General features: G+C 67.7%; 19 protein-coding genes. 13 read left to right on the top strand and 6 right to left on the bottom strand.

What is annotated here, in order from left to right:
• The first annotated feature begins 34 nt into the window (after nucleotides 1-34).
• Complete coding sequence (locus tag QRN63_RS04825; protein WP_267315145.1) at nucleotides 35-634, top strand: TetR/AcrR family transcriptional regulator; 600 nt, start codon at nucleotides 35-37, stop codon at nucleotides 632-634.
• Here QRN63_RS04825 and glgB read toward each other — a convergent pair.
• Both glgB and QRN63_RS04835 read right to left on the bottom strand, forming a co-directional pair.
• A complete protein-coding gene (gene glgB / locus QRN63_RS04830; protein WP_267315144.1) occupies nucleotides 621-2,795 on the bottom strand; it encodes a 1,4-alpha-glucan branching protein GlgB in 2,175 nt (724 codons plus the stop codon). The genes QRN63_RS04825 and glgB overlap by 14 nt on opposite strands.
• Nucleotides 2,792-4,858: an alpha-1,4-glucan--maltose-1-phosphate maltosyltransferase gene (locus QRN63_RS04835; RefSeq protein ID WP_285029718.1), complete on the bottom strand. Its 2,067-nt coding sequence runs from the start codon at nucleotides 4,856-4,858 to the stop codon at nucleotides 2,792-2,794. The genes glgB and QRN63_RS04835 overlap by 4 nt, the downstream gene beginning before the upstream one ends.
• 183 nt (nucleotides 4,859-5,041) lie before the next feature.
• Here QRN63_RS04835 and QRN63_RS04840 point away from each other — a divergent pair, with 183 nt between their 5' ends.
• Both QRN63_RS04840 and QRN63_RS04845 read left to right on the top strand, forming a co-directional pair.
• On the top strand, nucleotides 5,042-7,660 hold the full coding sequence (locus QRN63_RS04840; protein WP_285029720.1) for a glycosyltransferase family 1 protein: 2,619 nt from the start codon (nucleotides 5,042-5,044) through the stop codon (nucleotides 7,658-7,660).
• A complete protein-coding gene (locus QRN63_RS04845; protein WP_502888086.1) occupies nucleotides 7,657-8,502 on the top strand; it encodes a virginiamycin B lyase family protein in 846 nt (281 codons plus the stop codon). The genes QRN63_RS04840 and QRN63_RS04845 overlap by 4 nt, the downstream gene beginning before the upstream one ends.
• A 3-nt stretch (nucleotides 8,503-8,505) precedes the next feature.
• On the opposite strand, the gene QRN63_RS04850 is transcribed toward QRN63_RS04845, so the two are convergent.
• Nucleotides 8,506-9,720: an FAD-dependent oxidoreductase gene (locus QRN63_RS04850; RefSeq protein ID WP_285029722.1), complete on the bottom strand. Its 1,215-nt coding sequence runs from the start codon at nucleotides 9,718-9,720 to the stop codon at nucleotides 8,506-8,508.
• 102 nt (nucleotides 9,721-9,822) lie between these two features.
• On the opposite strand from QRN63_RS04850, the gene QRN63_RS04855 reads away from it, so the two are divergent.
• Nucleotides 9,823-10,269 carry a MarR family transcriptional regulator gene (locus QRN63_RS04855; protein ID WP_285029724.1) on the top strand — a complete coding sequence of 149 codons (447 nt, stop codon included), beginning with the start codon at nucleotides 9,823-9,825 and terminating at the stop codon, nucleotides 10,267-10,269.
• A gap of 337 nt (nucleotides 10,270-10,606) precedes the next feature.
• Here QRN63_RS04855 and QRN63_RS04860 read toward each other — a convergent pair whose 3' ends face one another.
• Both QRN63_RS04860 and QRN63_RS04865 read right to left on the bottom strand, forming a co-directional pair.
• Nucleotides 10,607-12,598 carry an ATP-dependent DNA helicase gene (locus QRN63_RS04860; RefSeq protein ID WP_285029725.1) on the bottom strand — a complete coding sequence of 664 codons (1,992 nt, stop codon included), beginning with the start codon at nucleotides 12,596-12,598 and terminating at the stop codon, nucleotides 10,607-10,609.
• On the bottom strand, nucleotides 12,595-13,872 hold the full coding sequence (locus tag QRN63_RS04865; RefSeq protein ID WP_502888087.1) for a nicotinate phosphoribosyltransferase: 1,278 nt from the start codon (nucleotides 13,870-13,872) through the stop codon (nucleotides 12,595-12,597). Before QRN63_RS04865 ends, QRN63_RS04860 begins: the two co-directional genes overlap by 4 nt.
• A 53-nt stretch (nucleotides 13,873-13,925) precedes the next feature.
• On the opposite strand from QRN63_RS04865, the gene clpS reads away from it, so the two are divergent.
• From clpS to rdgB, 7 genes are all read left to right on the top strand, one after another.
• Entirely contained in the window at nucleotides 13,926-14,237 is a 312-nt protein-coding gene (clpS, locus tag QRN63_RS04870) for an ATP-dependent Clp protease adapter ClpS (protein ID WP_285029728.1), read from the top strand.
• A gap of 3 nt (nucleotides 14,238-14,240) precedes the next feature.
• The gene (gene aosR / locus QRN63_RS04875) at nucleotides 14,241-14,822 is read left to right on the top strand and encodes an oxidative stress transcriptional regulator AosR (protein WP_285029730.1); all 582 of its coding nucleotides are present in this window, start codon (nucleotides 14,241-14,243) and stop codon (nucleotides 14,820-14,822) included.
• On the top strand, nucleotides 14,819-15,838 hold the full coding sequence (locus QRN63_RS04880) for a P1 family peptidase (RefSeq protein WP_285029732.1): 1,020 nt from the start codon (nucleotides 14,819-14,821) through the stop codon (nucleotides 15,836-15,838). The genes aosR and QRN63_RS04880 overlap by 4 nt, the downstream gene beginning before the upstream one ends.
• 25 nt (nucleotides 15,839-15,863) lie before the next feature.
• Nucleotides 15,864-16,523, top strand: a complete 660-nt coding sequence (locus QRN63_RS04885) for a rhomboid family intramembrane serine protease (RefSeq protein WP_285029734.1) — start codon at nucleotides 15,864-15,866, stop codon at nucleotides 16,521-16,523.
• A 138-nt stretch (nucleotides 16,524-16,661) separates the two neighbouring features.
• Nucleotides 16,662-17,429, top strand: a complete 768-nt coding sequence (locus QRN63_RS04890; RefSeq protein WP_285029736.1) for a cyclic nucleotide-degrading phosphodiesterase — start codon at nucleotides 16,662-16,664, stop codon at nucleotides 17,427-17,429.
• Between the two features lie 39 nt (nucleotides 17,430-17,468).
• Nucleotides 17,469-18,251, top strand: a complete 783-nt coding sequence (gene rph / locus QRN63_RS04895) for a ribonuclease PH (RefSeq protein ID WP_133763829.1) — start codon at nucleotides 17,469-17,471, stop codon at nucleotides 18,249-18,251.
• Nucleotides 18,241-18,849 (top strand): RdgB/HAM1 family non-canonical purine NTP pyrophosphatase, encoded by a 609-nt coding sequence (rdgB, locus tag QRN63_RS04900; protein ID WP_285029742.1) that lies wholly within the window; start codon nucleotides 18,241-18,243, stop codon nucleotides 18,847-18,849. Before rph ends, rdgB begins: the two co-directional genes overlap by 11 nt.
• On the opposite strand, the gene QRN63_RS04905 is transcribed toward rdgB, so the two are convergent.
• Nucleotides 18,846-19,457 (bottom strand): TetR/AcrR family transcriptional regulator, encoded by a 612-nt coding sequence (locus QRN63_RS04905; protein ID WP_285029744.1) that lies wholly within the window; start codon nucleotides 19,455-19,457, stop codon nucleotides 18,846-18,848. The genes rdgB and QRN63_RS04905 overlap by 4 nt on opposite strands.
• Nucleotides 19,458-19,512: 55 nt before the next feature.
• Here QRN63_RS04905 and QRN63_RS04910 point away from each other — a divergent pair, with 55 nt between their 5' ends.
• On the top strand, nucleotides 19,513-20,400 hold the full coding sequence (locus QRN63_RS04910; RefSeq protein WP_285029746.1) for a haloalkane dehalogenase: 888 nt from the start codon (nucleotides 19,513-19,515) through the stop codon (nucleotides 20,398-20,400).
• Nucleotides 20,401-20,547: 147 nt separating this feature from the next.
• On the top strand, nucleotides 20,548-21,459 hold the full coding sequence (locus QRN63_RS04915) for an endonuclease domain-containing protein (RefSeq protein ID WP_285029748.1): 912 nt from the start codon (nucleotides 20,548-20,550) through the stop codon (nucleotides 21,457-21,459).
• The last annotated feature ends 33 nt before the right edge of the window (nucleotides 21,460-21,492 follow it).

Genomic DNA, 21,492 nt, shown 5'->3' on the forward strand with positions numbered 1-21,492 from the left:
CGTACAGTCTGTATGCTGATACCATACAACTTGTATGGTCACGGTCAAGGGGGATTCACGGGAGCGGCTCGTCGCAGTCGCGACCGAGTTGTTCGGCGAGCAGGGCTATCACCAGACCGGTACCGAGGAGATCGTCCGCCGTAGCGGCGTGACGCGTGGCTCGCTCTATCACCATTTCGCGGACAAGGAAGCGCTCTTCGAGGAGGTCTTCGACCGCGCCGACCAGGTGGTGAGCGCCCGGGTTCGGTCCGCTGCCGCGGCGGCCGCCGAACGTGGTGAGGACGCGTGGTCGGTGTTCGTCGCCGGCTGGGATGCCGTACTGGACACTGCGGTTGACGTTCCGCTGCAGCGCATCCGCGTCGTCGACGCGCCCGCGGTGCTCGGCTGGCGGAAATGGCAGGAGCGCAACGCGCGGTACACCCTGGCCAATATCGAGGCCGGCCTCGTCAGCCTGCTGGAGCAGGGTGTGATTGCGCCGCAGCCGATTTCACCGCTGGCAGTGCTGCTGATGGGACTCAGCAATCAAGCCGTCGCGGCAATCGCGGGGGCTTCGGATCCCGTTCGCGCACGCCGCGACATCGGTGCCGCGGTGCGCCGTCTGCTCGACGGACTGCGGGACTCTAGGCAGGCTTGAGCCAGAGCGCCGACAGCGGCGGGAGGACCAGGACGGCCGAGGCGGGTCGGCCGTGCCACGGCTCGTCGGTGGCCTCGACCGCGCCCATGTTGCCCGCGCCCGCACCGTTGTAGACGGTGGCGTCGGTGTTGAGCAGCTCCTGCCACGTCCCGGCGTGCGGCAGACCCAGCCGGTAACGCGAGTGCTCACTGCCCGAGAAGTTGAAGACGCAGGCGACGGCCGACCCGTCGTCGCCGAACCGCAGGAAGCTCAGCACGTTGTTGTTGGAGTCGTTGGCGTCGATCCACGAGTAGCCCTCGGGGCTGCTGTCGCGGGACCACAGCGCCCGGTTGTCCCGGTAGATGCCATTGATGTCGCGGACGAGCTGCTGCACACCGGTTGAGAAACTGTGTTCGCCGAGCTGGAACCAGTCGAGCCCGCGTTCCTCGGACCATTCGGCGCGCTGGCCGAATTCCTGTCCCATGAACAGCAATTGCTTGCCGGGGTGCGCCCACTGGTAGGCCAGCAGCTGACGGAGGCCGGCCGCCTTGGCGTGGTCGTCACCCGGCATCCGGGTCCACAGCGTGCCCTTGCCGTGCACGACTTCGTCGTGGCTGATCGGCAGGACGTAGTGCTCGCTGTAGGCATACAACATCGAGAACGTCATCTCATGATGGTGGTAGCTGCGGTGCACCGGATCGTGGCTGATGTAGTCCAGGGTGTCGTTCATCCACCCCATGTTCCATTTCATCGAGAAGCCAAGGCCACCAAGGTTTGTCGGGCGGGTGACGCCGGGCCACGACGTCGATTCCTCGGCGACGGTGACGATGCCGGGGACCAGCTTGTGGACGGTGGCGTTCATCTCCTGCAGGAACTGGACCGCCTCCAGGTTCTCCCGGCCGCCGTAGATGTTGGGCGTCCAACCGCCTTCGGGGCGGGAGTAGTCCAGGTACAGCATGGAGGCGACGGCGTCGACGCGGAGGCCGTCGACGTGGAACTCCTGCAGCCAGTACAGTGCGTTGGCCACCAGGAAGTTGCGGACCTCGTTGCGGCCGAAGTCGAAAACGTAGGTGCCCCAGTCGAGTTGCTCGCCGCGGCGGGGATCGGCGTGCTCGTACAGCGGCGTGCCGTCGAAGCGGCCCAGCGCCCACGAGTCCTTCGGGAAGTGTGCGGGCACCCAGTCGACGATCACACCGATGCCGGCCTGGTGCAGTGTGTCGACCAGATACCGGAAGTCGTCGGGGGTGCCGAGCCGTGACGTCGGCGCGTAGTACGACGTCACCTGATAACCCCAGGACCCGCCGAAGGGGTGCTCGGCGACGGGGAGTAACTCGACGTGTGTGAAGCCCTGTGCCACTACGTATTCGGTGAGCTCGACGGCCAGTTCGCGGTAGCTCAGCCCCGGGCGCCAGGACGTGAGGTGCACCTCGTAGGTGCTCATGGGCTCGAAGATCGGATTGCGCTCGGCGCGGGCAGCCATCCAGGCGTCGTCCTGCCAGACATGTGAACTGACAAAGGTTTTCGACGCGGTCAGCGGCGGTACCTCGGTGTTGAAGGCCATGGGGTCAGCACGATCGCTGACGGCTCCGTTGCCGCCGTGAATGCGGAACTTGTACAGGCTGCCGACTTCGAATCCGGGCCAGAACAGTTCCCACACCCCGGACGAACCCAAAGCCCGCATGGGGGCCTCGCTGCCGTCCCAGTGGTTGAAGTCGCCGATCAGGTTGACGCCCTTGGCGTTGGGGGCCCATACCGCGAACGAGAAGCCCTCGACCACTCCGTCGGGTGTTGTGAACGAACGGGGCTGTGCACCAAGGATTTCCCACAGCCGCTCGTGGCGGCCCTCGGCCAGCAGGTGCAGGTCCATGTCGCCGAGCGTCGGCAGGAAGCGATAGGGGTCGGCTGTGGTGTGCACGACATCGCCGGGGTACTCGACCTCGAAGCGGTAGTCGGCCAGGTTGGTGAACGGCACCTCGACCGCGAACAGGCCGCCCTCGATGGCCTCCATCGAGTAGCGTTTTTTGCCGATCAATGCCGTGACGCCGGTGGCGTGCGGGCGCAGCGCCCGGATGACCGTGCGCTTGCCGTACTCGTGCGCACCCAGGATGGAATGCGGATCGTGGTGCTCGCCGGCCAGTAGCCGAGCCTGCTCGGCTGCGGGTGGACGGAGGTGACTGGTCACGGTTGCCTCCGCAGGAGAGTCAGCCGCTTGTCGTACGGGATTTGCGGCATGTTCAGTATGTGGGCTACCGCTCTGCCCGGGTCCAGTCGCACGTAATTTGCTGCGCCCCATTGATATTCCTCACCGGTGATCTCGTCTCGTACCCAGAACCGGTCGTGGTCCTCCATGCCGAGGGCGCCCATATCCAGCCACACTGTTGCCTGCTCGGGGCCGAATGGATTGAGCGTCAACACCACGAGGACGGTGTCGCCGGTAACGGGGTCGAACTTGCTGTACGCCAACAACGCATCGTTGTCGACGTGATGGAACTTGATGGTCCGTAATTGGCTGAGCGCCGGATGCACGCGCCGAATCTCGTTGAGCCGGGTCAGCAGCGGTTCCAGGGACCGACCGCCCGCCAGCGCCGCCTCGAAGTCCCGTGGCCGCAACTGGTACTTCTCGGAGTCGAGATACTCCTCGCTGCCCTCGCGGACGGCCAGGTGCTCGAACAGTTCGTAGCCGGAGTAGACACCCCACGACGAACTCAGCGTGGCAGCCAGCACCGCGCGGATCGCGAACATTCCCGGACCGCCGTGCTGCAGGCTGCCATGCAGGATGTCGGGGGTGTTGACGAACAGGTTCGGCCGGTAGAAGTCCGCGTATGCGGCGATCTCCTGGCCGAACTCGGTGATCTCCCACTTCGCGGTGCGCCACGTGAAGTACGTATACGACTGCGTGAAGCCGAGTTTCGCGAGCCCGTACAGCCGCGCCGGGCGGGTGAACGCCTCGGACAGGAACAGCACGTCGGGGTCGATGTTCTTGGCCTGGGCAATGAGCCAGGCCCAGAAGTTCGCCGGTTTGGTGTGCGGGTTGTCGACCCGGAAGATCTTGACGCCGTGCGACATCCAGAACTTGACCACGCGCAGCACCTCGTCGTACAGGCCGGCCGGGTCGTTGTCGAAGTTCAGCGGGTAGATGTCCTGGTACTTCTTCGGCGGATTCTCCGCGTACGCGATGGTGCCGTCGGGCAGCACCGTGAACCACTCCGGGTGGTCCTTGGCCCACGGGTGATCCGGCGCGCATTGCAGCGCCAGATCGAGCGCCACCTCCAGCCCGTTTTCGCGGGCGGCGGCGATCATGTCGTCGAACTCGGCAATGGTGCCCAGGTCCGGGTGCACGGCGTCGTGCCCGCCTTCGTCGCTGCCGATGGCCCAAGGGGAGCCGACGTCGCCGGGTGCCGCGGTGACGTTGTTGTTCGGGCCCTTGCGGTGCACCTTGCCGATCGGATGCACCGGCGGCAGATAAAGGACGTCGAAACCCATTGCGGCGACACGCGGGATGGCTTTGGCGGTGGTCGAGAACGTGCCGTGCACCGGCTTCCCGTCGGCATCCCAGCCGCCCGTGGACCGGGGGAACAGTTCGTACCAGGCGCTGAATCGCGCGCGCGGACGGTCGACCCAGATACCGTATTGCTCTCCGCGAGTGATTAATTCACGCAGGGGGTACTTGCGCAGCAGGTCCGTGACGTCCTGCGCCAACGCTGCTGCGGCCCGGATGTACGGGTCGCCGGCTTCCCGCAGTCGACGTGCGGCTGTGAGTAGCGGGGCGCGGTCGTCCTGGGGGACCGCGGTGGCGGCGCGCTCCAGGAGGGTTGCACCGACCAGCAGATCGTTGGTCAGTTCGGCCTCGCTCTGGCCGGCTTCGAGCTTGACGGTGATGGCATGCCGCCACGTCGCGATCGGATCGCCCCAGCCGTCGACACGGTACGTCCACAGGCCGACCGCGTCAGGGGTGAACTGGCCATGGAACACGTCGGGCGTGAAGCCCGGCGCCATCGGCAGCCGGGTCGGCTTGACCTTGGCCCGCGGCGGGGCCGGCACCGGGGTTGCCCCCGGCGGAGTTTCGGCAAGCTGCGGGTAGAGCGGGCCGTGATATCGCACCACCAGGCTTGCGGCGACGGCGTCGTGGCCTTCGCGCCACACGGTCGCGCTGATCGGAACCACTTCGCCGACCACGGCCTTGGCGGGATATCGGCCTGCGGACACCACTGGTGCGACGTCGTCGATCTCGATCCGACCGGCCACCCAAACCACTCCTTACCCGGGCATACGCCACTACGCACCGTAGTGGCCTCGATGGCCCGTCCGTGCTCTGATACCCACCGTAGTAGCCGATGACACCACAGGGGCAGTGAGCGACTTGATGTGTTGAGCGCGGCAGCTGAACTGACCCCGCGCGTGAAAAAATTGTCAGTAAGGTTGGCTCGTGTGAAAGCCCTCCGCCGGTTCACCGTCCGTGTCCATCTGCCCGAACGCCTCGCCGCCCTGGAGCGGCTGTCCATCAACCTGCGCTGGTCCTGGCACACGCCGACCCAGGAGCTGTTCGCGGAGATCGATCCTGTGCTGTGGGAACAGGTCGGTGCCGACCCGGTGGCGTTGCTGGGGGCCGTGAGCCCCGCGCGGCTGGATGAGCTGGCGGCAGACGACGACTTCGTGGGCCGCGTGCACCACCGGGCCGCTGATCTGGACAGCTATCTGAGCCGGCCGTTGTGGTACCAGGAGCAGGCCGACCTCGTCGAGGACGGTGGCCCCGCGATGCCGAAGGGCATCGCGTACTTCTCCATGGAGTTCGGTGTCGCCGAGGTGCTGCCGAACTACTCGGGCGGTCTGGGCATCCTCGCGGGCGATCACCTCAAGTCGGCGTCGGATCTCGGCCTGCCGCTGATCGCGGTGGGGCTGTACTACCGGTCCGGCTACTTCAAGCAGTCGCTGACGGCCGACGGCTGGCAGAACGAGAACTATCCGTCGCTCGATCCGCAGGGCCTGCCTCTTCGCCTGCTGACCGGTGCCGACGGTCAACCGACGTTGGTGTCGCTGAACCTGCCGGAATCGCAGGTGCTGCGGGCACGGGTGTGGGTGGCCCAGGTCGGGCGAGTTCCGTTGCTGTTGCTCGACTCTGACATTCCGGAGAACGATCACGAGCTGCGTTCGGTGACCGACCGGCTGTACGGCGGCGACCAGGAGCACCGGATCAAGCAGGAGCTGCTCGCCGGCATCGGTGGCATCCGCGCGATCCGGGCGTTCACCGAGATCGAGGGCATCGACGCGCCCGAGGTCTACCACATGAACGAAGGTCACGCGGGTTTCCTTGGCGTGGAACGCATTCGGGAGTACATCAGCGGTTCGGGACTGGACTTCGAGACCGCGTTGGCAGTGGTCCGGTCATCGACGGTGTTCACCACCCACACCCCGGTGCCGGCCGGTATCGACCGGTTCCCGGTGGAGATGGTCCGCCGCTACTTCGACGACACCGTCGCCTCACCGCTGCTGCCCGAGGTGCCGCTGTACCGGGTGGTCGCGTTCGGTGCAGAGGACGACCCGGACAAATTCAACATGGCGCACATGGGCTTACGGCTCGCGCAGCGGGCCAATGGGGTGTCGCTGCTGCACGGCCGGGTCAGTCGCGGCATGTTCAACGAACTGTGGCCGGGCTTCGACCGGGCAGAGGTGCCGATCGGGTCCATCACCAACGGCGTGCACGCGCCCACCTGGGCGGCGCCGCAATGGCTGGAGTTGGGACGCGAGCTGGTCGGTGTCGAGGGGATGACGGCCGTCGATCAGGCCGCAGGGGAACCCCAGCTGTGGCAGCGGCTGCATGACGTCGATCCTGGTCACCTGTGGTGGATCCGCTCGCAGCTGCGCGAGATGCTCATCGCCGATGTGCGGGCCCGGCTGCGACGTTCGTGGCTCGAGCGCGGTGCCACCGAGGCTGAACTGGGCTGGATCGCAACGGCTTTCGACCCATCGGTGCTGACGATCGGTTTCGCCCGCCGGGTGCCGACGTACAAGCGCCTGACGCTGATGCTGCGCGACCCGGAACGTCTGGAACGGCTGCTGCTCGACGAGTCGCGGCCCGTGCAGCTGATCGTCGCCGGCAAGTCGCATCCGGCCGACGACGGCGGCAAGGCACTGATCCAGCAGGTGGTGAAGTTCGCCGACCGGCCCGACGTGCGGCACCGGATCGCGTTCCTGCCGGACTACGACATGTCGATGGCCCGCTTGCTGTACTGGGGCTGCGACGTGTGGCTCAACAACCCGCTGCGTCCGCTGGAAGCGTGTGGCACATCGGGCATGAAGAGCGCGCTCAATGGCGGGCTCAACCTGTCGATCCGCGATGGCTGGTGGGACGAGTGGTACGACGGTGAAAATGGTTGGGAAATCCCGACCGCCGACGGCGTCACCGACGAGACTCGCCGCGACGACCTGGAGGCCGCGGCGCTGTACGACCTGATGGAGCACTCGGTGGCGCCGAAGTTCTACGAGCGCAACGAGCACGGCGTGCCGATGCGGTGGGTCGAGATGGTGCGGCACACGCTGCAGTCGCTGGGGCCCAAGGTGCTGGCCTCGCGCATGGTGCGGGACTACACCGAGAAGTACTACGGCCCTGCGGCACAGTCGTTCCGGCGCACGGTGGAGCCGATCGACGGCGTGCCGTTCGGTGCGGCCCGCTCGCTCGCGGCGTATCGCGCGCGGGTGACCGAGGCGTGGCCAAAGATCCAGATCACCGACGTGGACAGCTACGGGCTGCCTGATACGCCGCTGCTGGGTTCGGAGTTGTCGCTGACCGCCACCGTGCAGTTGGCCGGCTTGCGCACCGATGAGGTTGCGGTGCAAGCAGTTCTGGGTCGGGTCGATGCCGGTGACCAGTTGGTGGACCCAGTGACCGTGCCGATGGCGCACACGGGTTCCGGTGAGGGCGGCGTGGAGGTGTTCTCGGCGACCACCCCGCTGCCGGTGGCAGGCCCCGTCGGGTACACCGTCCGAGTGTTGCCGCACAACGCATTACTGGCCGCCGACAACGAACTCGGGCTGGTCACGCTGGCGTGAGCGCACTGACTGTTGCGGTCGATGGCGGACCGTATGCGCTGGCGGCCGGCCCGGATGGCGCGATGTGGGTGACGTTGGTGTCGGCAGGGTCGGTGGCCCGCATCGACGCCCGGGGTGGGGTGCGACGGTTCGACGTCGGTACCGACAGCCGGCCGATGCAGATCTGCGCGGGGCCGGACGGGGCCGTGTGGTTCACGTGCGCGGGCACTGACCGGCTGGGCCGGATCACCGGTGACGGTGCCCTGACGTTCGTCGAATTGGACGCGGGCAGTGCGCCGTTCGGCATCACCGTCGGCCCAGACGATGCGGTGTGGTTCACCGCCATGGACGCGGGGACGGTCGGCCGGGTGGGGGCCGACGGCGCGGTGGAGGTGGTTGCCGTGCCGCGGGGGATGCCGTCGATGATCACCACCGGTGGTGACGGCGCGCTGTGGTTCACGTTGAACCAGAAGTCCGCGATCGGGCGGCTGACGGTCGCCGGCAAGCTCTCGACCCGGCCCACGCCGACACCGTCGTCGGGGCCGGTCGGTATCTGCGCGACGCACGATGATGCGGTGTGGTTCACCGCAATCGGCGCGGACAAGCTGGGCCGCATCCCGCTGAACGACGCCATCCAGGAGCTGGACTTGCCGGGTAAGCCGCACGCGGTGGTCGCCGACGAGGCCGACGGCGTGTGGGTGAGCCTGTGGGGCGCCGACGCGATCGCGCGGGTCAGCGCCGACGGCGAGGTCTCGACATTCGACCTGCCGCCGGGCAGCGAGCCGCACGGGCTGGCCGTTGATCGTGACGGCGCGCTGTGGGTGGCGCTGGAGTCCGGGTTCGTGGTGCGGCTGCCGGTGTAGGGCCTAGGCCGACACCGGCTGGATCGCCTTGTCGAAGTCGATGTGGTGGCCCTGCAGCCACATCATCGAGCGACCACCGTTTTTCGCAGCCTGCCGAAACACCAAGGGCAGGATCAGATCACGCAGCAGCCGCCCCACCGGGCCTGCGGCCTTGCTGTTGGCCGACCGGTGCCCGTGCCGGACGATCTTCTCGACCCGGCGCCGGCGCAGCGATTCGAAAGTCGTGAATGCCGTTGGGGTGTCCGGGCAATCGCGCAGACACTGCGCGAGAATCACGGCGTCTTCGACGGACATCGACGCGCCCTGACCGGCCGATGGCGCGGTGGCATGGGCGGCGTCACCGATGATGATCTGGTTGCGGTGGTTGTGCCAGCGCTTCACCACCGGCAGGTCGTACGTGGCCCACCCGACCATCGGACCGGGCGCGGCGTCGATGATGTCGTGGGCCGGCCCGGCATCTCCGGACATCAACTGGTGCAGCCATTTTCGCCATTCGGCATCGGTCATGTCGGACAATGCGCCGCGTTCCGGCTCGTGGGCCATCGGCGGATTGGCGAACCAGACGGTGCCGCCGTCCGGGGTGGGAAACCAGGCGAAGAAGCAGCGGGTGCCGAACTGCATCCGGAATTCCCGGGGCGGCACGTCGACGGTGAAGTCGGGGAGGTAACCGCCGACGTTGAGCACCGGCACGTAGCGGGACGCCCGTGCCGCCGGATCGAGGACGCGGCGCACCGTGGAGTGGATGCCGTCGCAGCCAATGAGCAGATCCCCGGTAGCGGTGCTGCCGTCGGCGAACTGAGCCTGGACGCGGCCGTCGGAAGCCGTTGTTGCGGAGACGAATTCCTTGCCGTAGTGGTATCGGGCGCCACGTGCCGCGGCCAGGGTATTGAGTTCGCGGTAGAGGTCGGCGCGACGCATCATGACCGACAGTTGCCCGTCCCGACGTGGTGCGGCCATGGGGATGCGGCCTAGCTTCTTGCCGTGGCCCGTGATGAAGCTGATCGTGTCGTTCGGGTAACCCAGGTCCTGGAGCGGTCCGGCCGCATCGACGGCACGCAGCGCGTCCATGCCGTTGGCCTGAAAGTTCAGCCAGGCTCCGCGCAGGTCGGCGCCGGACGGCGAGCGTTCGTAGACGTGGGCGTCGATACCCACCCGCTGCAGCGCGATGGCCAGCACCGGGCCGGCGACCCCGGCGCCGATGATGAGTGCTTCGGTCATGCGTGTTCCTTGGTTCGCGCTCGGATAGCTCGACAATCAGATAGCTTGATAGTCAAGCAATAGGATGAAAGGTGGATCGCTCGATTGTCAAGCGAAAATCTGATGGCAGATCGTTTGGGTGCGGCGGTGCAGGCCTACCAAGCCGCAGTCGATGACTTCGACCGCGAGGTCGCGCGCCTGCTTGGCATCAACACGACGGACGCGCGATGCCTGGAGATCCTGATCCAGGAAGCGACGGGTGTCACTCCACGCGAGTTGGCCGACCGGCTGGGCCTCACCACCGGCAGCGCCACGACGATGCTCGACCGTTTGGAGAAGGTCGGGTACGTCACGCGCACAGCGCACCCCAGTGACCGGCGCAAGCTCCTGGTCCACGTCACGGATGTCGCCCGAGAGCGGGCCTTTGAGCTGATCGGCCCGTTGGTCGACGACGGGGAGCGCACCTTGCTCAGCCGCTACAGCGCCAAGCAACTGGAGTTGATCACCGAATTCCTCACGAACGCAGCCGAATTGCAGCGCGAGCACGTCGCGCGGTTGCGTGGGATGTGAGCGCGGGCGTCGCGGTGTGAGCCCGGCGTCGGGATGTGAGCCCGGCGTCGGGATGTGGGCCCGGCGTCGGGCGACGAGGCCGGGCGTGTCGGCTCTACCTGCGGCATGTGCGATCTGGACCCGTCAGCTGAAGCTGACATTGTCAACATGTGGTGACGATGTCAGCCTCGGCTGACAGGTCTCGGCGCGATGTGGTGAGCAGAGAGCTCCGGCGTCGCGTGGAGGGGCGTCGCGGGGAGGGGCGTCGGGTGGATCGGCCGCGCGTGGAGGGGCGTCGGGTGGATCGGCCGCGCGTGGAGGGGCGTCGGGTGGAGGGGCCGCGGGTGAATCGGCCGCCTCAGCTCGACGCGGCCAACCGCTCCAGTGCGCTGCGCACCCGCACCGGGTCGGTGGTCGACCAGTACGGCGGCAGGGACGACTGCAGGAATCCGCCGTAGCGGGCCGTCGCCATCCGCGAATCCAGGATGGCGATGACTCCGCGGTCGTTGACACTGCGCAGCAGCCGTCCGGCGCCCTGCGCCAACAACAGCGCCGCGTGCGATGCCGCCACCGCCATGAACCCGTTGCCGCCGCGTGCTGCGATGGCCCGCTGCCGCGCGGTCAACAGCGGATCGTCGGGGCGGGGGAACGGAATTCGGTCGATGATCACCAGCGACAGCGACGGTCCCGGCACGTCGACACCCTGCCACAGCGACAGCGTGCCGAACAACGAGGTCTCGGCGTCGTCGGTGAAGTGGCGCACCAGGGTTGACGTCGAGTCGTCGCCCTGACAGAGCACCGGGGTCTCCAGGCGCTCGCGCATGATCTCGGCGGCGGTCTTCGCGGCCCGCATCGACGAGAACAGCCCGAGGGTGCGTCCGCCGGCGGCGGTGATCAGCTCGTAGATCTCGTCGAGCTGTTCCGGCGCCGCGGCATCGCGGCCCGGCGGAGGCAGGTGCTTGGCGACGTACAGGATGCCCGACTTGGCATGGGAAAAGGGCGATCCCACGTCCATGCCCTTCCACTTCGGCGGTGTCGCGGTCGAATCCTCGGGCACCGACAAACCCCACGCCCGGGCCATCGATTCGAAGCGCCCGCCGATGGTCAGCGTTGCGGAGGTCAGCACCGCGGTCACCTCGCCGAACAGCCGGCCACGGAGCAGCCCGGCCACCGACAACGGCGCGACGCGCAGGATGTATCGCACTGAGCCCCTGGACTCTTCGCGATCCAGCCACACCACGTCGTAGCGGTCGGGGATGGCCGGCACGAACGAGTCGATGATGCGCGACGCGGTGTCGCTCAGATCGGTCAGTGCGGTGACGGCCTCGCTGCGCGCGGCCGCCGCGGTGGGATCCGAGGGCGTGGCATCGATCGCCATCTTGACCTTGTCGGTGGAGTCGCGGACCACCGTCAGGTAGGTCGCCAGCTCGTCGTCGAGCACGTCGATGCGGCCGGGTTCCATGTCGTGGATCGCTGAACCCAGCGTAGCGATGGCGGCCTCGAGGCGTTCTGCCAGTTCAGGTTCCACCAACCGGGAGGCCCGCCGGAGCGTCACCGCCATGGACGTGGCGGACAGCTCGCCGGTGGCCACGCTGGTCACGCGGTCGACGAGCTCGTGGGCCTCGTCGACCACCAGCAGCTGGTGCTCGGGTAGCACGTTGACCTCGGAGATGGCGTCGATGGCCAACAGCGCGTGGTTGGTGACGATGACGTCGACCGCACCGGCCTTGGCGCGGGCCTTCTCGGCGAAACAGTCTGTGCCGTAAGGGCACCGGGTGGCGCCGATGCATTCGCGCGCGCCGACGCTGACCTGCGACCAGGCGCGGTCCAGCACGCCGGGCACCACCTCGTCGCGGTCGCCGCTCTCGGTGTCCGACGACCACTCGATGAGCCGTTTGACGTCGCGGCCCAATGCCGACGCGGCGACGGGGTTGAACAGCTCCTCCTGCGGGAGGTCTTCCTCGACGGAGGCGCCGCTGTGAACCTTGTTCAGGCACAGGTAGTTTCCGCGGCCTTTGAGCAATGCGAACTCGGGCCGGCGGGGCAGATGCGGGGCCAGTGCGTCGGCCAGGCGGGGCAGGTCGCGGTCGACCAACTGGCGTTGCAGTGCGATGGTGGCCGTCGACACCACCACCGGCTGATTCGATGCGATGGCGTGCGCGATCGATGGGACCAGGTACGCCAACGACTTTCCAGTGCCGGTTCCGGCCTGGACGGCCAGGTGCTCACCCTTGTCGAAGGCGTTGCCGACGGCCTCGGCCATCTCGATCTGGCCGCTGCGTTCGGCACCGCCGAGGGCGGATACCGCGATGGACAGCAGCCCGGAAACGTTTGTCGCGTCCGTCTTCACGCGCCCACCAGTCGGGTCGGGATGGCGGGTTCGCCGGCGGAGAGCTTCAGCCCGTCCCACGGCAGGCTGTGCAGGCCGGCGGCGACGCGTGCGCGGGCGTCGTCCAGTGACGAGTCGTACACGACGGAACCCGAACGGGCCAGCGGCACCGTCAACACCCGGCCGTCGTCGTCGGGAACCGAGTCGGCGGGGTGTACCACCTCTTCGACGATGGTTCCCGACTCCTTCGCCAGCCGCCGTGCCGCCTTGCGGCCGCCGTGAGATTCCTTGTGGCTGCTGCGTTTTGCCACAGGCATGCCGTCGACCTCGACCAGCTTGTAGACCATCGACGCGGTCGGCGCACCGGATCCCGTGACCACCGACGTACCGACGCCGTAGACGTCGACCGGCGCGGCGGCGAGACCGGCGATCGAGTACTCGTCGAGGTCGCCGGACACCACGATGCGGGTCTTGTTCGCGCCCAAGCCGTCGAGTTGGTCACGCACCTGGCGGGCCATGACGCCGAGGTCGCCGGAGTCGATGCGCACCGCGCCCAGCTCGGGCCCGGCCACGGCGACGGCGTTGGCCACGCCCTGAGTGATGTCGTAGGTGTCTACCAGCAGCGTCGTCCCGACGCCCAGCGCATCGACCTGGGCGCGGAACGCGGCGACCTCGTCGGGGCCGCTGGTCGCGGTGTGCACCAGGGTGAAGGCGTGCGCGCTGGTGCCCCGTGCGGGGACGCCGTAGGTCCGCTGGGCCTCCAGGTTCGAGGACGCGAAGAAACCGGCGATGTACGCCGCGCGCGCGGCCGCGACAGCCGCGTGCTCATGCGTGCGCCGTGAGCCCATCTCGATCAGCGGCCGGCCGCTCGCGGCGCTGACCATGCGGGCAGCGGCCGAGGCGATCGCGGTGTCGTGATTGAAGATCGACAGCACCAGGGTCTCGAGGATCACGCACTCGGCGAACGTGCCGTGGATCGACAGCACCGGGGAATCCGGAAAGTACAGCTCACCCTCGGGGTAGCCGTCGATGTCGCCGCGGAACTCGTAGTCGGCCAGCCAGCGCAGCGTCTCGGCGTCCAAGAAGTCCAGTGAGGCGAGCGCGGCGTCGTCGAACCGGAACTCGGCGAGGGCCGAGAGGAACCGCGCGGTCCCGGCGACCACGCCGTATCGGCGACCGAAGGGCAGTCTCCTGGCAAACACTTCGAACGACGCGCGACGATGTGCGGTGCCGTCGCGCAGGGCGGCAGCGAGCATCGTGAGCTCGTATTTGTCGGTCAGCAACGCGGCGGTCACAGACCTCACCGTACTGGTTCTGCGACCCGCGACCACCCGGCTATTCTGGGCTCATGGTTCTGGGTGCCAGCTCGTCGGCGGTAGTCGCGCGGACGAGCCCCGCGACTGATGTCGAAGAGGTGGCCGGCCTGGACAGTCCGTGGGTGACCATCGTCTGGGACGACCCCGTGAATCTGATGACCTATGTGACGTATGTCTTCCAGAAGCTCTTCGGTTACAGCGAGGTGCGCGCCACCGAGCTGATGATGCAGGTGCACACCGAGGGCAAGGCCGTCGTCTCGGCGGGCAGCCGGGAGTCGATGGAGGTCGACGTCACCAAACTGCACGCAGCCGGACTGTGGGCAACCATGCAGCAGGACCGCTGAGCGGTGCGCAAGTGGAAGCGGGTCAACACGTCGTCGGGCGTGCGGATCAAATCCGGCTTGGAATCGCATGAAGTCACGATGCTCAGGAACCTCGTCGGCTCGCTCATCGAGATGCTCGACGACCGCGAATCCTCCTCACCGCGTGACGAACTCGCCGAGCTGACCGGCATGAAGGTCGGGCCGGCGCAGGCCCCCGACGACGACACCATGCGCCGGCTGCTGCCGGACTTCTACCACGATCCGGCCCAGCATCCGGACGGCCGCGCCGCCGGCGAGCGCCTCAACGGTGCCCTGCGCAGCCTGCACGAGCCCACCATCGTCGACGCCAAACGCCAAGCCGCCCAGGGGCTTCTGGATTCGCTGCCGGACCCGGCCGGAAAATTCGAGCTGACCGAACAGCAGGCTGAGGCCTGGGCCACCGCGATCAACGACGTCCGGTTGGCCCTGGGCGCCATGCTGGACATCGGACCCGATGGGCCGCAACGGCTTTCGCCGGACCACCCGATGGCGGGGCATGTGGAGGTGTACCAGTGGCTGACATATCTGCAGGAGTACCTGGTGCTGAGCCTGCTGGACGAGCGGTGACGGGCGCCATCACCGACGTCGCCGGCATCCTGGTCGGCAACCACCAGCGCATCGAAGACGCCACCCTGGGCGGCGGCTGGGCCACCGGCACCACCGTCGTCCTTGCGCCGCCGGGAACCATCGGCGCTGTCGACGTCCGTGGGGGAGCGCCCGGCACCCGCGAGACCGACCTGCTCGACCCGTCCAACAGCGTGCAGCACGTCGACGCGGTCGTGCTCACCGGCGGCAGCGCCTACGGACTCGCCGCCGCCGACGGCGTCATGACCTGGCTTGAGGAACACGACCGCGGCGTGAAGATGCCAGGCGGGCGGGTGCCGATCGTGCCCGGCGCGGTGATCTTCGACCTGCCAGTCGGTGCCTGGGCCAACCGGCCGACGGCCGAGTTCGGTTACCAGGCGGCGGACCACGCCGGCACCGAAGTGCCCACCGGCAACGTCGGCGCGGGCGCGGGCGCGCGGGCCGGAGCGCTCAAGGGCGGGCTCGGCACGGCGTCGGTGACGCTGGACAGCGGCGTCACCGTCGGCGCGCTCGTCATCGTCAATGCGGCGGGCCACGTCGTCGACCCGCAGACCGGGCTCCCGTGGTCGGCCGACCAGATCGCCCGTTTCGGGCTGCGGCCTCCGCCGCCCGACCAGATCGAGGCGTACGCGACCCAGGTGAAGAACCCGAAGCCGCTCAACACGACGATCGCGGTCGTCGCGACCGACGCCGCGCTCAGCCCGGCCGGCTGCAAGAAGGTGGCGGTCGCCGCGCACAACGGGTTGGCGCACACGATCCGTCCGGCACACACCGCCGTCGACGGTGACACCGTCTTCGCGCTCGCGACCGGCCGGGTGCACATCGAGCCGGACCCCGCGACGCCGGAGCAGATGAACCCCGAGACCCGACTCATCTCCGAGATCGGGGCGGCCGCCGCCGACGCCCTCGCGACCGCCGTGATGGTCGGGGTGCTGGCCGCCCAGTCGATCGCCGATATTCCGACCTACCGCGACCTGCTGCCGGGAGCCTTCGCCTGAGGCTCTGCGCCGGTAACCTGGGCCTATGAGCTACGAACTTTCGACGACCTCGTCGAAACCGAAGCCGCCCGCGCCGTGGAAGGTCGGCGGGGTGACGATCGTCAGCTTCGTCGCGCTGCTGTGGCTCATCGAAGGCTGGGATGCGCTGCACAATCAGGAGCTGAATCAGGACGGCATCCGCCCGCTGGAGTCCGACGGGCTCTGGGGCATCTTGTGGGCGCCGCTGCTGCACGCCGACTGGGCGCACCTGATCGCGAACACCGGCCCGGCCCTGGTGCTCGGGTTCCTGGTGACGCTCGCCGGCATGGGCCGCTTCCTCGGGGCGACGCTGATCATCTGGATTCTCGGCGGCTTCGGCACTTGGCTGATCGGCAACATCGGCGCGCCGCGCGGTGTGGAGTCCGTCCACATCGGGGCGTCCGGCCTGATCTTCGGCTGGCTGACGTTCCTCATCGTGTTCGGCTTCTTCACGCGGCACGCGTGGCAGATCGTCGTCGGCATCATCGTGTTGTTCGTCTACGGGGGTGTGCTGTGGGGCGCGCTGCCGGGGACGTTCGGTGTGTCGTGGCAGGGCCATCTGTGCGGTGGCATCGCGGGCGTCCTCGCCGCGTATTTGCTGAGCAGTCCCGAAAGGGAAGCGCGCGAACGGCGTAAGGGTTCGGCCCTGCCGTCGATTCCGACGTAATTTGCTGAATTTCGAATTCGCCGCACGCGCCGTTGCCGGAAGCGTGATCGGTATCGCTTTCAGGACCAATCGAGAAACTGGCCGCCCAATGGTGCCGTCTTTTCGTCGCAGGACGTGTTGACGTGGCAAGCTAGGGGTGTGCGCCTCACCATTCTCGGTTGCTCCGGCAGCGTGGGTGGGCCGGATTCTCCGGCCTCGGGCTATCTGCTGACCGCGCCGGACACCACACCGATGGTCATCGACTTCGGTGGTGGCGTGCTCGGCGCACTGCAGCGTCATGCTGATCCGGGCGCCGTAAATATATTGCTGTCACATCTGCATGCCGACCATTGTCTGGACTTGCCCGGGCTCTTTGTCTGGCGTCGGTATCACCCCAATCCTCCGGTTGGTCGCGCGCTGATGTTCGGCCCGGCGGCCACCTGGCACCGACTCGGTGCGGCGTCGTCGCCCGAGGGCGGCGAGATCGACGACATCACCGACATCTTCGACATCCAGGTCTGGGTTGACGGCCAGGACGTCGAGATCGGCTCGCTGACCGTGACGCCGCGGCTGGTGTGCCACCCGACCGAGTCCTATGGCATGCGCTTCACCGATCCGTCGGGCGCGACCCTCGTCTATTCCGCGGACACCGGCTACTGCGACGCGCTGATCGACCTCGCCCGCGGTGCCGACGTGTTCCTCTGCGAGGCGTCGTGGACCGACTCGCCGGACCGTCCGCCGAAGCTGCACCTGTCCGGCACCGAGGCTGGACGCGCGGCCCGCGAGGCCGGCGTCAAAGAGTTGCTGCTGACGCACATCCCGCCGTGGACCTCCCGCGAGGACGTCATCAGCGAGGCCAAGGCCGAGTTCGACGGACCCGTGCACGGCGTGGTGTGCAACGAGTCGTTCGACATCACCCGCCGGTAACCCGCCGCCCTCGGTTCGGCGGCCCGCTAGGGTTGTCGGGTGTCCAGACGAGAAGACGGTCGCCTTGACGACGAACTCCGCCCGGTAAAGATCACCCGAGGATTCACCAAGCACCCGGCAGGGTCGGTATTGGTGGAGTTCGGCGAGACGCGGGTCATGTGCACCGCTTCGGTATCCGAAGGGGTGCCGCGCTGGCGAAAGGGTTCCGGTCTGGGCTGGCTCACCGCCGAATACGCGATGCTGCCGGCCGCCACGCATGACCGCTCCGACCGCGAGTCGGTGAAGGGCCGAGTCGGTGGACGGACCCAGGAGATCAGCCGGTTGATCGGCCGCTCGCTGCGCGCGTGCATCGACCTCAGTGCCCTCGGCGAGAACACCATCGCCATCGACTGCGACGTGCTGCAGGCCGACGGCGGTACCCGCACCGCGGCGATCACTGGTGCCTACGTGGCGTTGGCAGACGCGGTGACCTACCTGGCCGCCGCCGGACGCCTGAAGGATCCGCGCCCGCTGTCGTGTGCGATCGCCGCCGTGTCGGTCGGTGTGGTCGACGGCCGCGTCCGCACGGACCTGCCCTACACCGAGGACTCGCGCGCCGAGGTCGACATGAACGTCGTCGCCACCGACACCGGGACCCTCGTCGAGGTGCAGGGCACCGGCGAAGGCGCGACGTTCCCGCGCTCGACGCTCGACAAGCTTCTCGATGCCGCGCTGGCCGCGTGCGACCAGTTGTTCGCGCTGCAGCGTGAAGCCCTGGAGCTGCCGTACCCGGGTGTGCTGCCGGAGCCGTCGGGTCCCGCGAAGAAGGCATTTGGTGCCTGAGCTCCTCGTCGCTTCGCGCAATGCGAAGAAGCTTGTGGAGTTGCGGCGGGTGTTGGACGCCGCCGGTATTACGGGTCTGACGTTGTTGTCGTTGGACGATGTGCCGGCGTTCCCCGAGGCGCCCGAGACGGGGGCTACGTTTGAAGAGAACGCGTTGGCCAAGGCGTCGGACGGTTTTCGTGCGACTGGAATTCCTTGTGTAGCAGATGATTCCGGAGTGTCGGTCGATGCGCTGAACGGCATGCCCGGGGTGCTGTCAGCCCGGTGGGCTGGCCGGCACGGGGATGATGCGGCGAACCTTTCGCTGTTGCTGGGCCAGATTCAGGACGTGCCCGACGAGCGGCGTGGTGCCGCCTTCGTATCGTGCTGCGCGTTGGTCTCCTCGTCGGGTTCGGTGGTGGTGCGAGGTGAGTGGCCGGGCACCATCGCACGGGAGCCGCGCGGCACGGGCGGGTTCGGTTATGACCCGATCTTCGTGCCGACCGGTAGTTCGGTTTCGGCTGCGGAGCTGACGCCGGCGGAGAAGGACGCGGCGTCGCACCGCGGACGGGCGCTGGCGCAGTTGGTGCCGGCGCTGCGGGAGTTGGCTGCGGGTTAGACGTCGCGGCCGTCTGGGGCGGCCAAGTACCCGTCGATGAAATCGTGCAACGCGGGGGCGAGGTGCGCGACGCCGGAATCGTTCAGCTTGGCCAGCAGGATGATGCCCTGATACTGCGCGAGCAGCGCGTGCGCGAGCAGCTCTGGATCGGTACCCGGACGTAAGGCTCCGGCCGCTGCGGCCTCGGTGGCGATGACCGCCAGGTGGTGCTCCATCGCATTGAGGGTGCGCGCCAGATGTTCGCGGAGATCGTCGTCGGTCGTCGACAGTTCGGCGGCGAAGTTGCCGAACGGGCAGCCCACGGCTCGGCCGAATTGGGCTTCGAGCGCGGACTGGATCGCGCCGATGGCGTCGGGGATGGCATGCAGCTTGTCGGCCGGCGTCGCGGTGGGGGAGCCGGTCAGCTGGCGTTGAAATGCCTTGGCGTGTAGATCGATAACGGCCTTGGCGAGTTCCGATTTCGACGGGAAGTAGTGATAGAAGCTGCCCTTCTTGATGTCGGTCGCGCGGCACAGCTCGTCGACGCCGACGGCCTGGTAGCTGCGTTCGAGGAACAGGCGGGCAGCGGTGGCGACCAGGCGGTCGCGGGCGTCGGAACTTCGGGGCACGGGTTCAGCGTATTTGGTAGTTGACCGGTCGGTCAACAATGGCTAGCTTGACGACATGACTACCGCTGAGGTCTTCCGTACGCCTGACGAACGCTTCGCGAATCTGCCGGGCTACGACTTCGCCCCGAACTACGTCGACGTCGACGGGCTGCGCATGCACTACCTCGACGAGGGGCCGCGTGACGGCAAGCCCATCGTCTGTTTCCACGGCGAGCCGACGTGGGCGTACCTGTACCGCAAGATGATCGGCCCGCTCGTCGACTCCGGGCATCGGGTGATCGTCCCCGACTACGCGGGCTTCGGTCGTTCGGACAAGCCGACCGACCGCCGGTGGTACAGCTACGACCGGCACGTCTCGTTGGTCACGCGGGTGCTGGGCGGGCTGGGGCTACAGGACGCCACTGTGGTTGTGCAGGACTGGGGCGGGCCGATCGGGTTGCGCTGGGCCGTGGAGAACGCGGATCAGGTTGGCGCGCTGGCGATTTTCAACACCGGGCTGTTCACCGGCCGGGTGTCCAAGGGCTTCATGGCGTGGCGGGATTTCGCCGAGCGGAACCCCGATCTGCCTGTCGGTTTCGTCATTCAAGGCGCGACGACGACCGACCTGTCGCCCGGGATCGTCGCGGCCTACGACGCGCCGTTCCCGACCGCGGAGTCGAAGGCCGGCGCCGCGCAGTTCCCGCTGTTGGTGCCCATCACAGAGGACGCCGCGGGCGCGACGGAGATGAAGGCCGTCACCGACGCGCTGTCTCGGTGGGAGAAGCCGGCACTGGTGGCGTTCTCCGACCAGGATCCGGTGTTCCCGTATCCGCGCGCGGGCGAGGCGTTCGTCGACCTGATCCCGACAGTCGACGAACAGGTGCGGATAGAAGGGGCGTCGCACTTCCTGCAGGAGGACCGCGGCGAGCAGTTGGCCGTCGAGGTGCTCAAGCGCCTGAGCTAGGTGTAGCCGCCGCGACCGTAACGCCACGGCGGCTTTCGGGCTCGATTTCCGCCCTGTGGTTACAGTCGCGGCGGCGTGGGCCGATCTATCCACAGGGCAATGCCGCCGAGTCTTGGTCATCAGCCCTCGGTTGGGCACACTGCCACCATGGGGGAGCCATTCATCGGCAGCGAGGCCTTGGCTGCCGGGACGCTGACGCGCCACCAATTGCGAACGAATTTCGTTGCCGTGCATCAAGACGTGTATGTGCCTCGCGGCACTCGCCCGAACGCGATCATTCGCGCAAAAGCGGCATGGCTGCGTTCCCGGCGCACGGGTGTGCTCGCAGGCTTCTCGGCAGCCGCGCTCCATGGAGCTCGGTACATCGATGCGGCCTTGCCCGCCAACATCATTCACAGCAATCGCCGCCCCGCCCGCGGCATCGTGGTGTGGGCGGACACATTGGATGGTGACGAGGTGTGCGCGATCGGTGAGATGCAGCTGACCACGCCATTGCGCACGGCCGTCGATCTTGCCCGCAGGTGTCGAGAAGACGTCGCGGTCGCCGCCATCGACGCGCTGGCACACGCGGCGCGTTTGACTGTCACTGACATGCGGGCCGCGATCGAACGCCATCCTGGGCAGCGAGGACTGAAACAAGCCAGGTTGACGATTGGGTTGGTCGATCCCGGCGCCGATTCGCCAGGCGAGACGCGGCTGCGGCTGTTGATCGTGAAAGCGGGCTTCCCTCGGCCGGTCAGCCAGCACCCCGTCTACAACGAATTCGGGGTGCTGATTGGCGAGGTTGACCTCGCGTGGCCGGGCCTGAAGATCGCAGTCGAGTACGAGGGGCGGCACCACATGGACCCCGACCAGATTCGCAAGGACATTGCGCGGATCGAGGAGATGATCGAGATGGGTTGGCTCGTCATCCGCGTTACGTCGCGCGATCCCAGTGGCGTCGTGCTGCGCAGGATCGCGTATGCGAGGTCATCGCGGGGTGCGATCGACGACGTCACGGTCCGACTCTCACGCGACCTGACCGACACAGTATGGCCCGCTGGGCGGCAGGCGTCGTGACGGCTGGTTTGGCAGGCCCCGCGACCGTAACGC

Source organism: Mycolicibacterium sp. lyk4-40-TYG-92, from assembly GCF_030209435.1.
Classification (GTDB): Bacteria; Actinomycetota; Actinomycetes; order Mycobacteriales; family Mycobacteriaceae; genus Mycobacterium.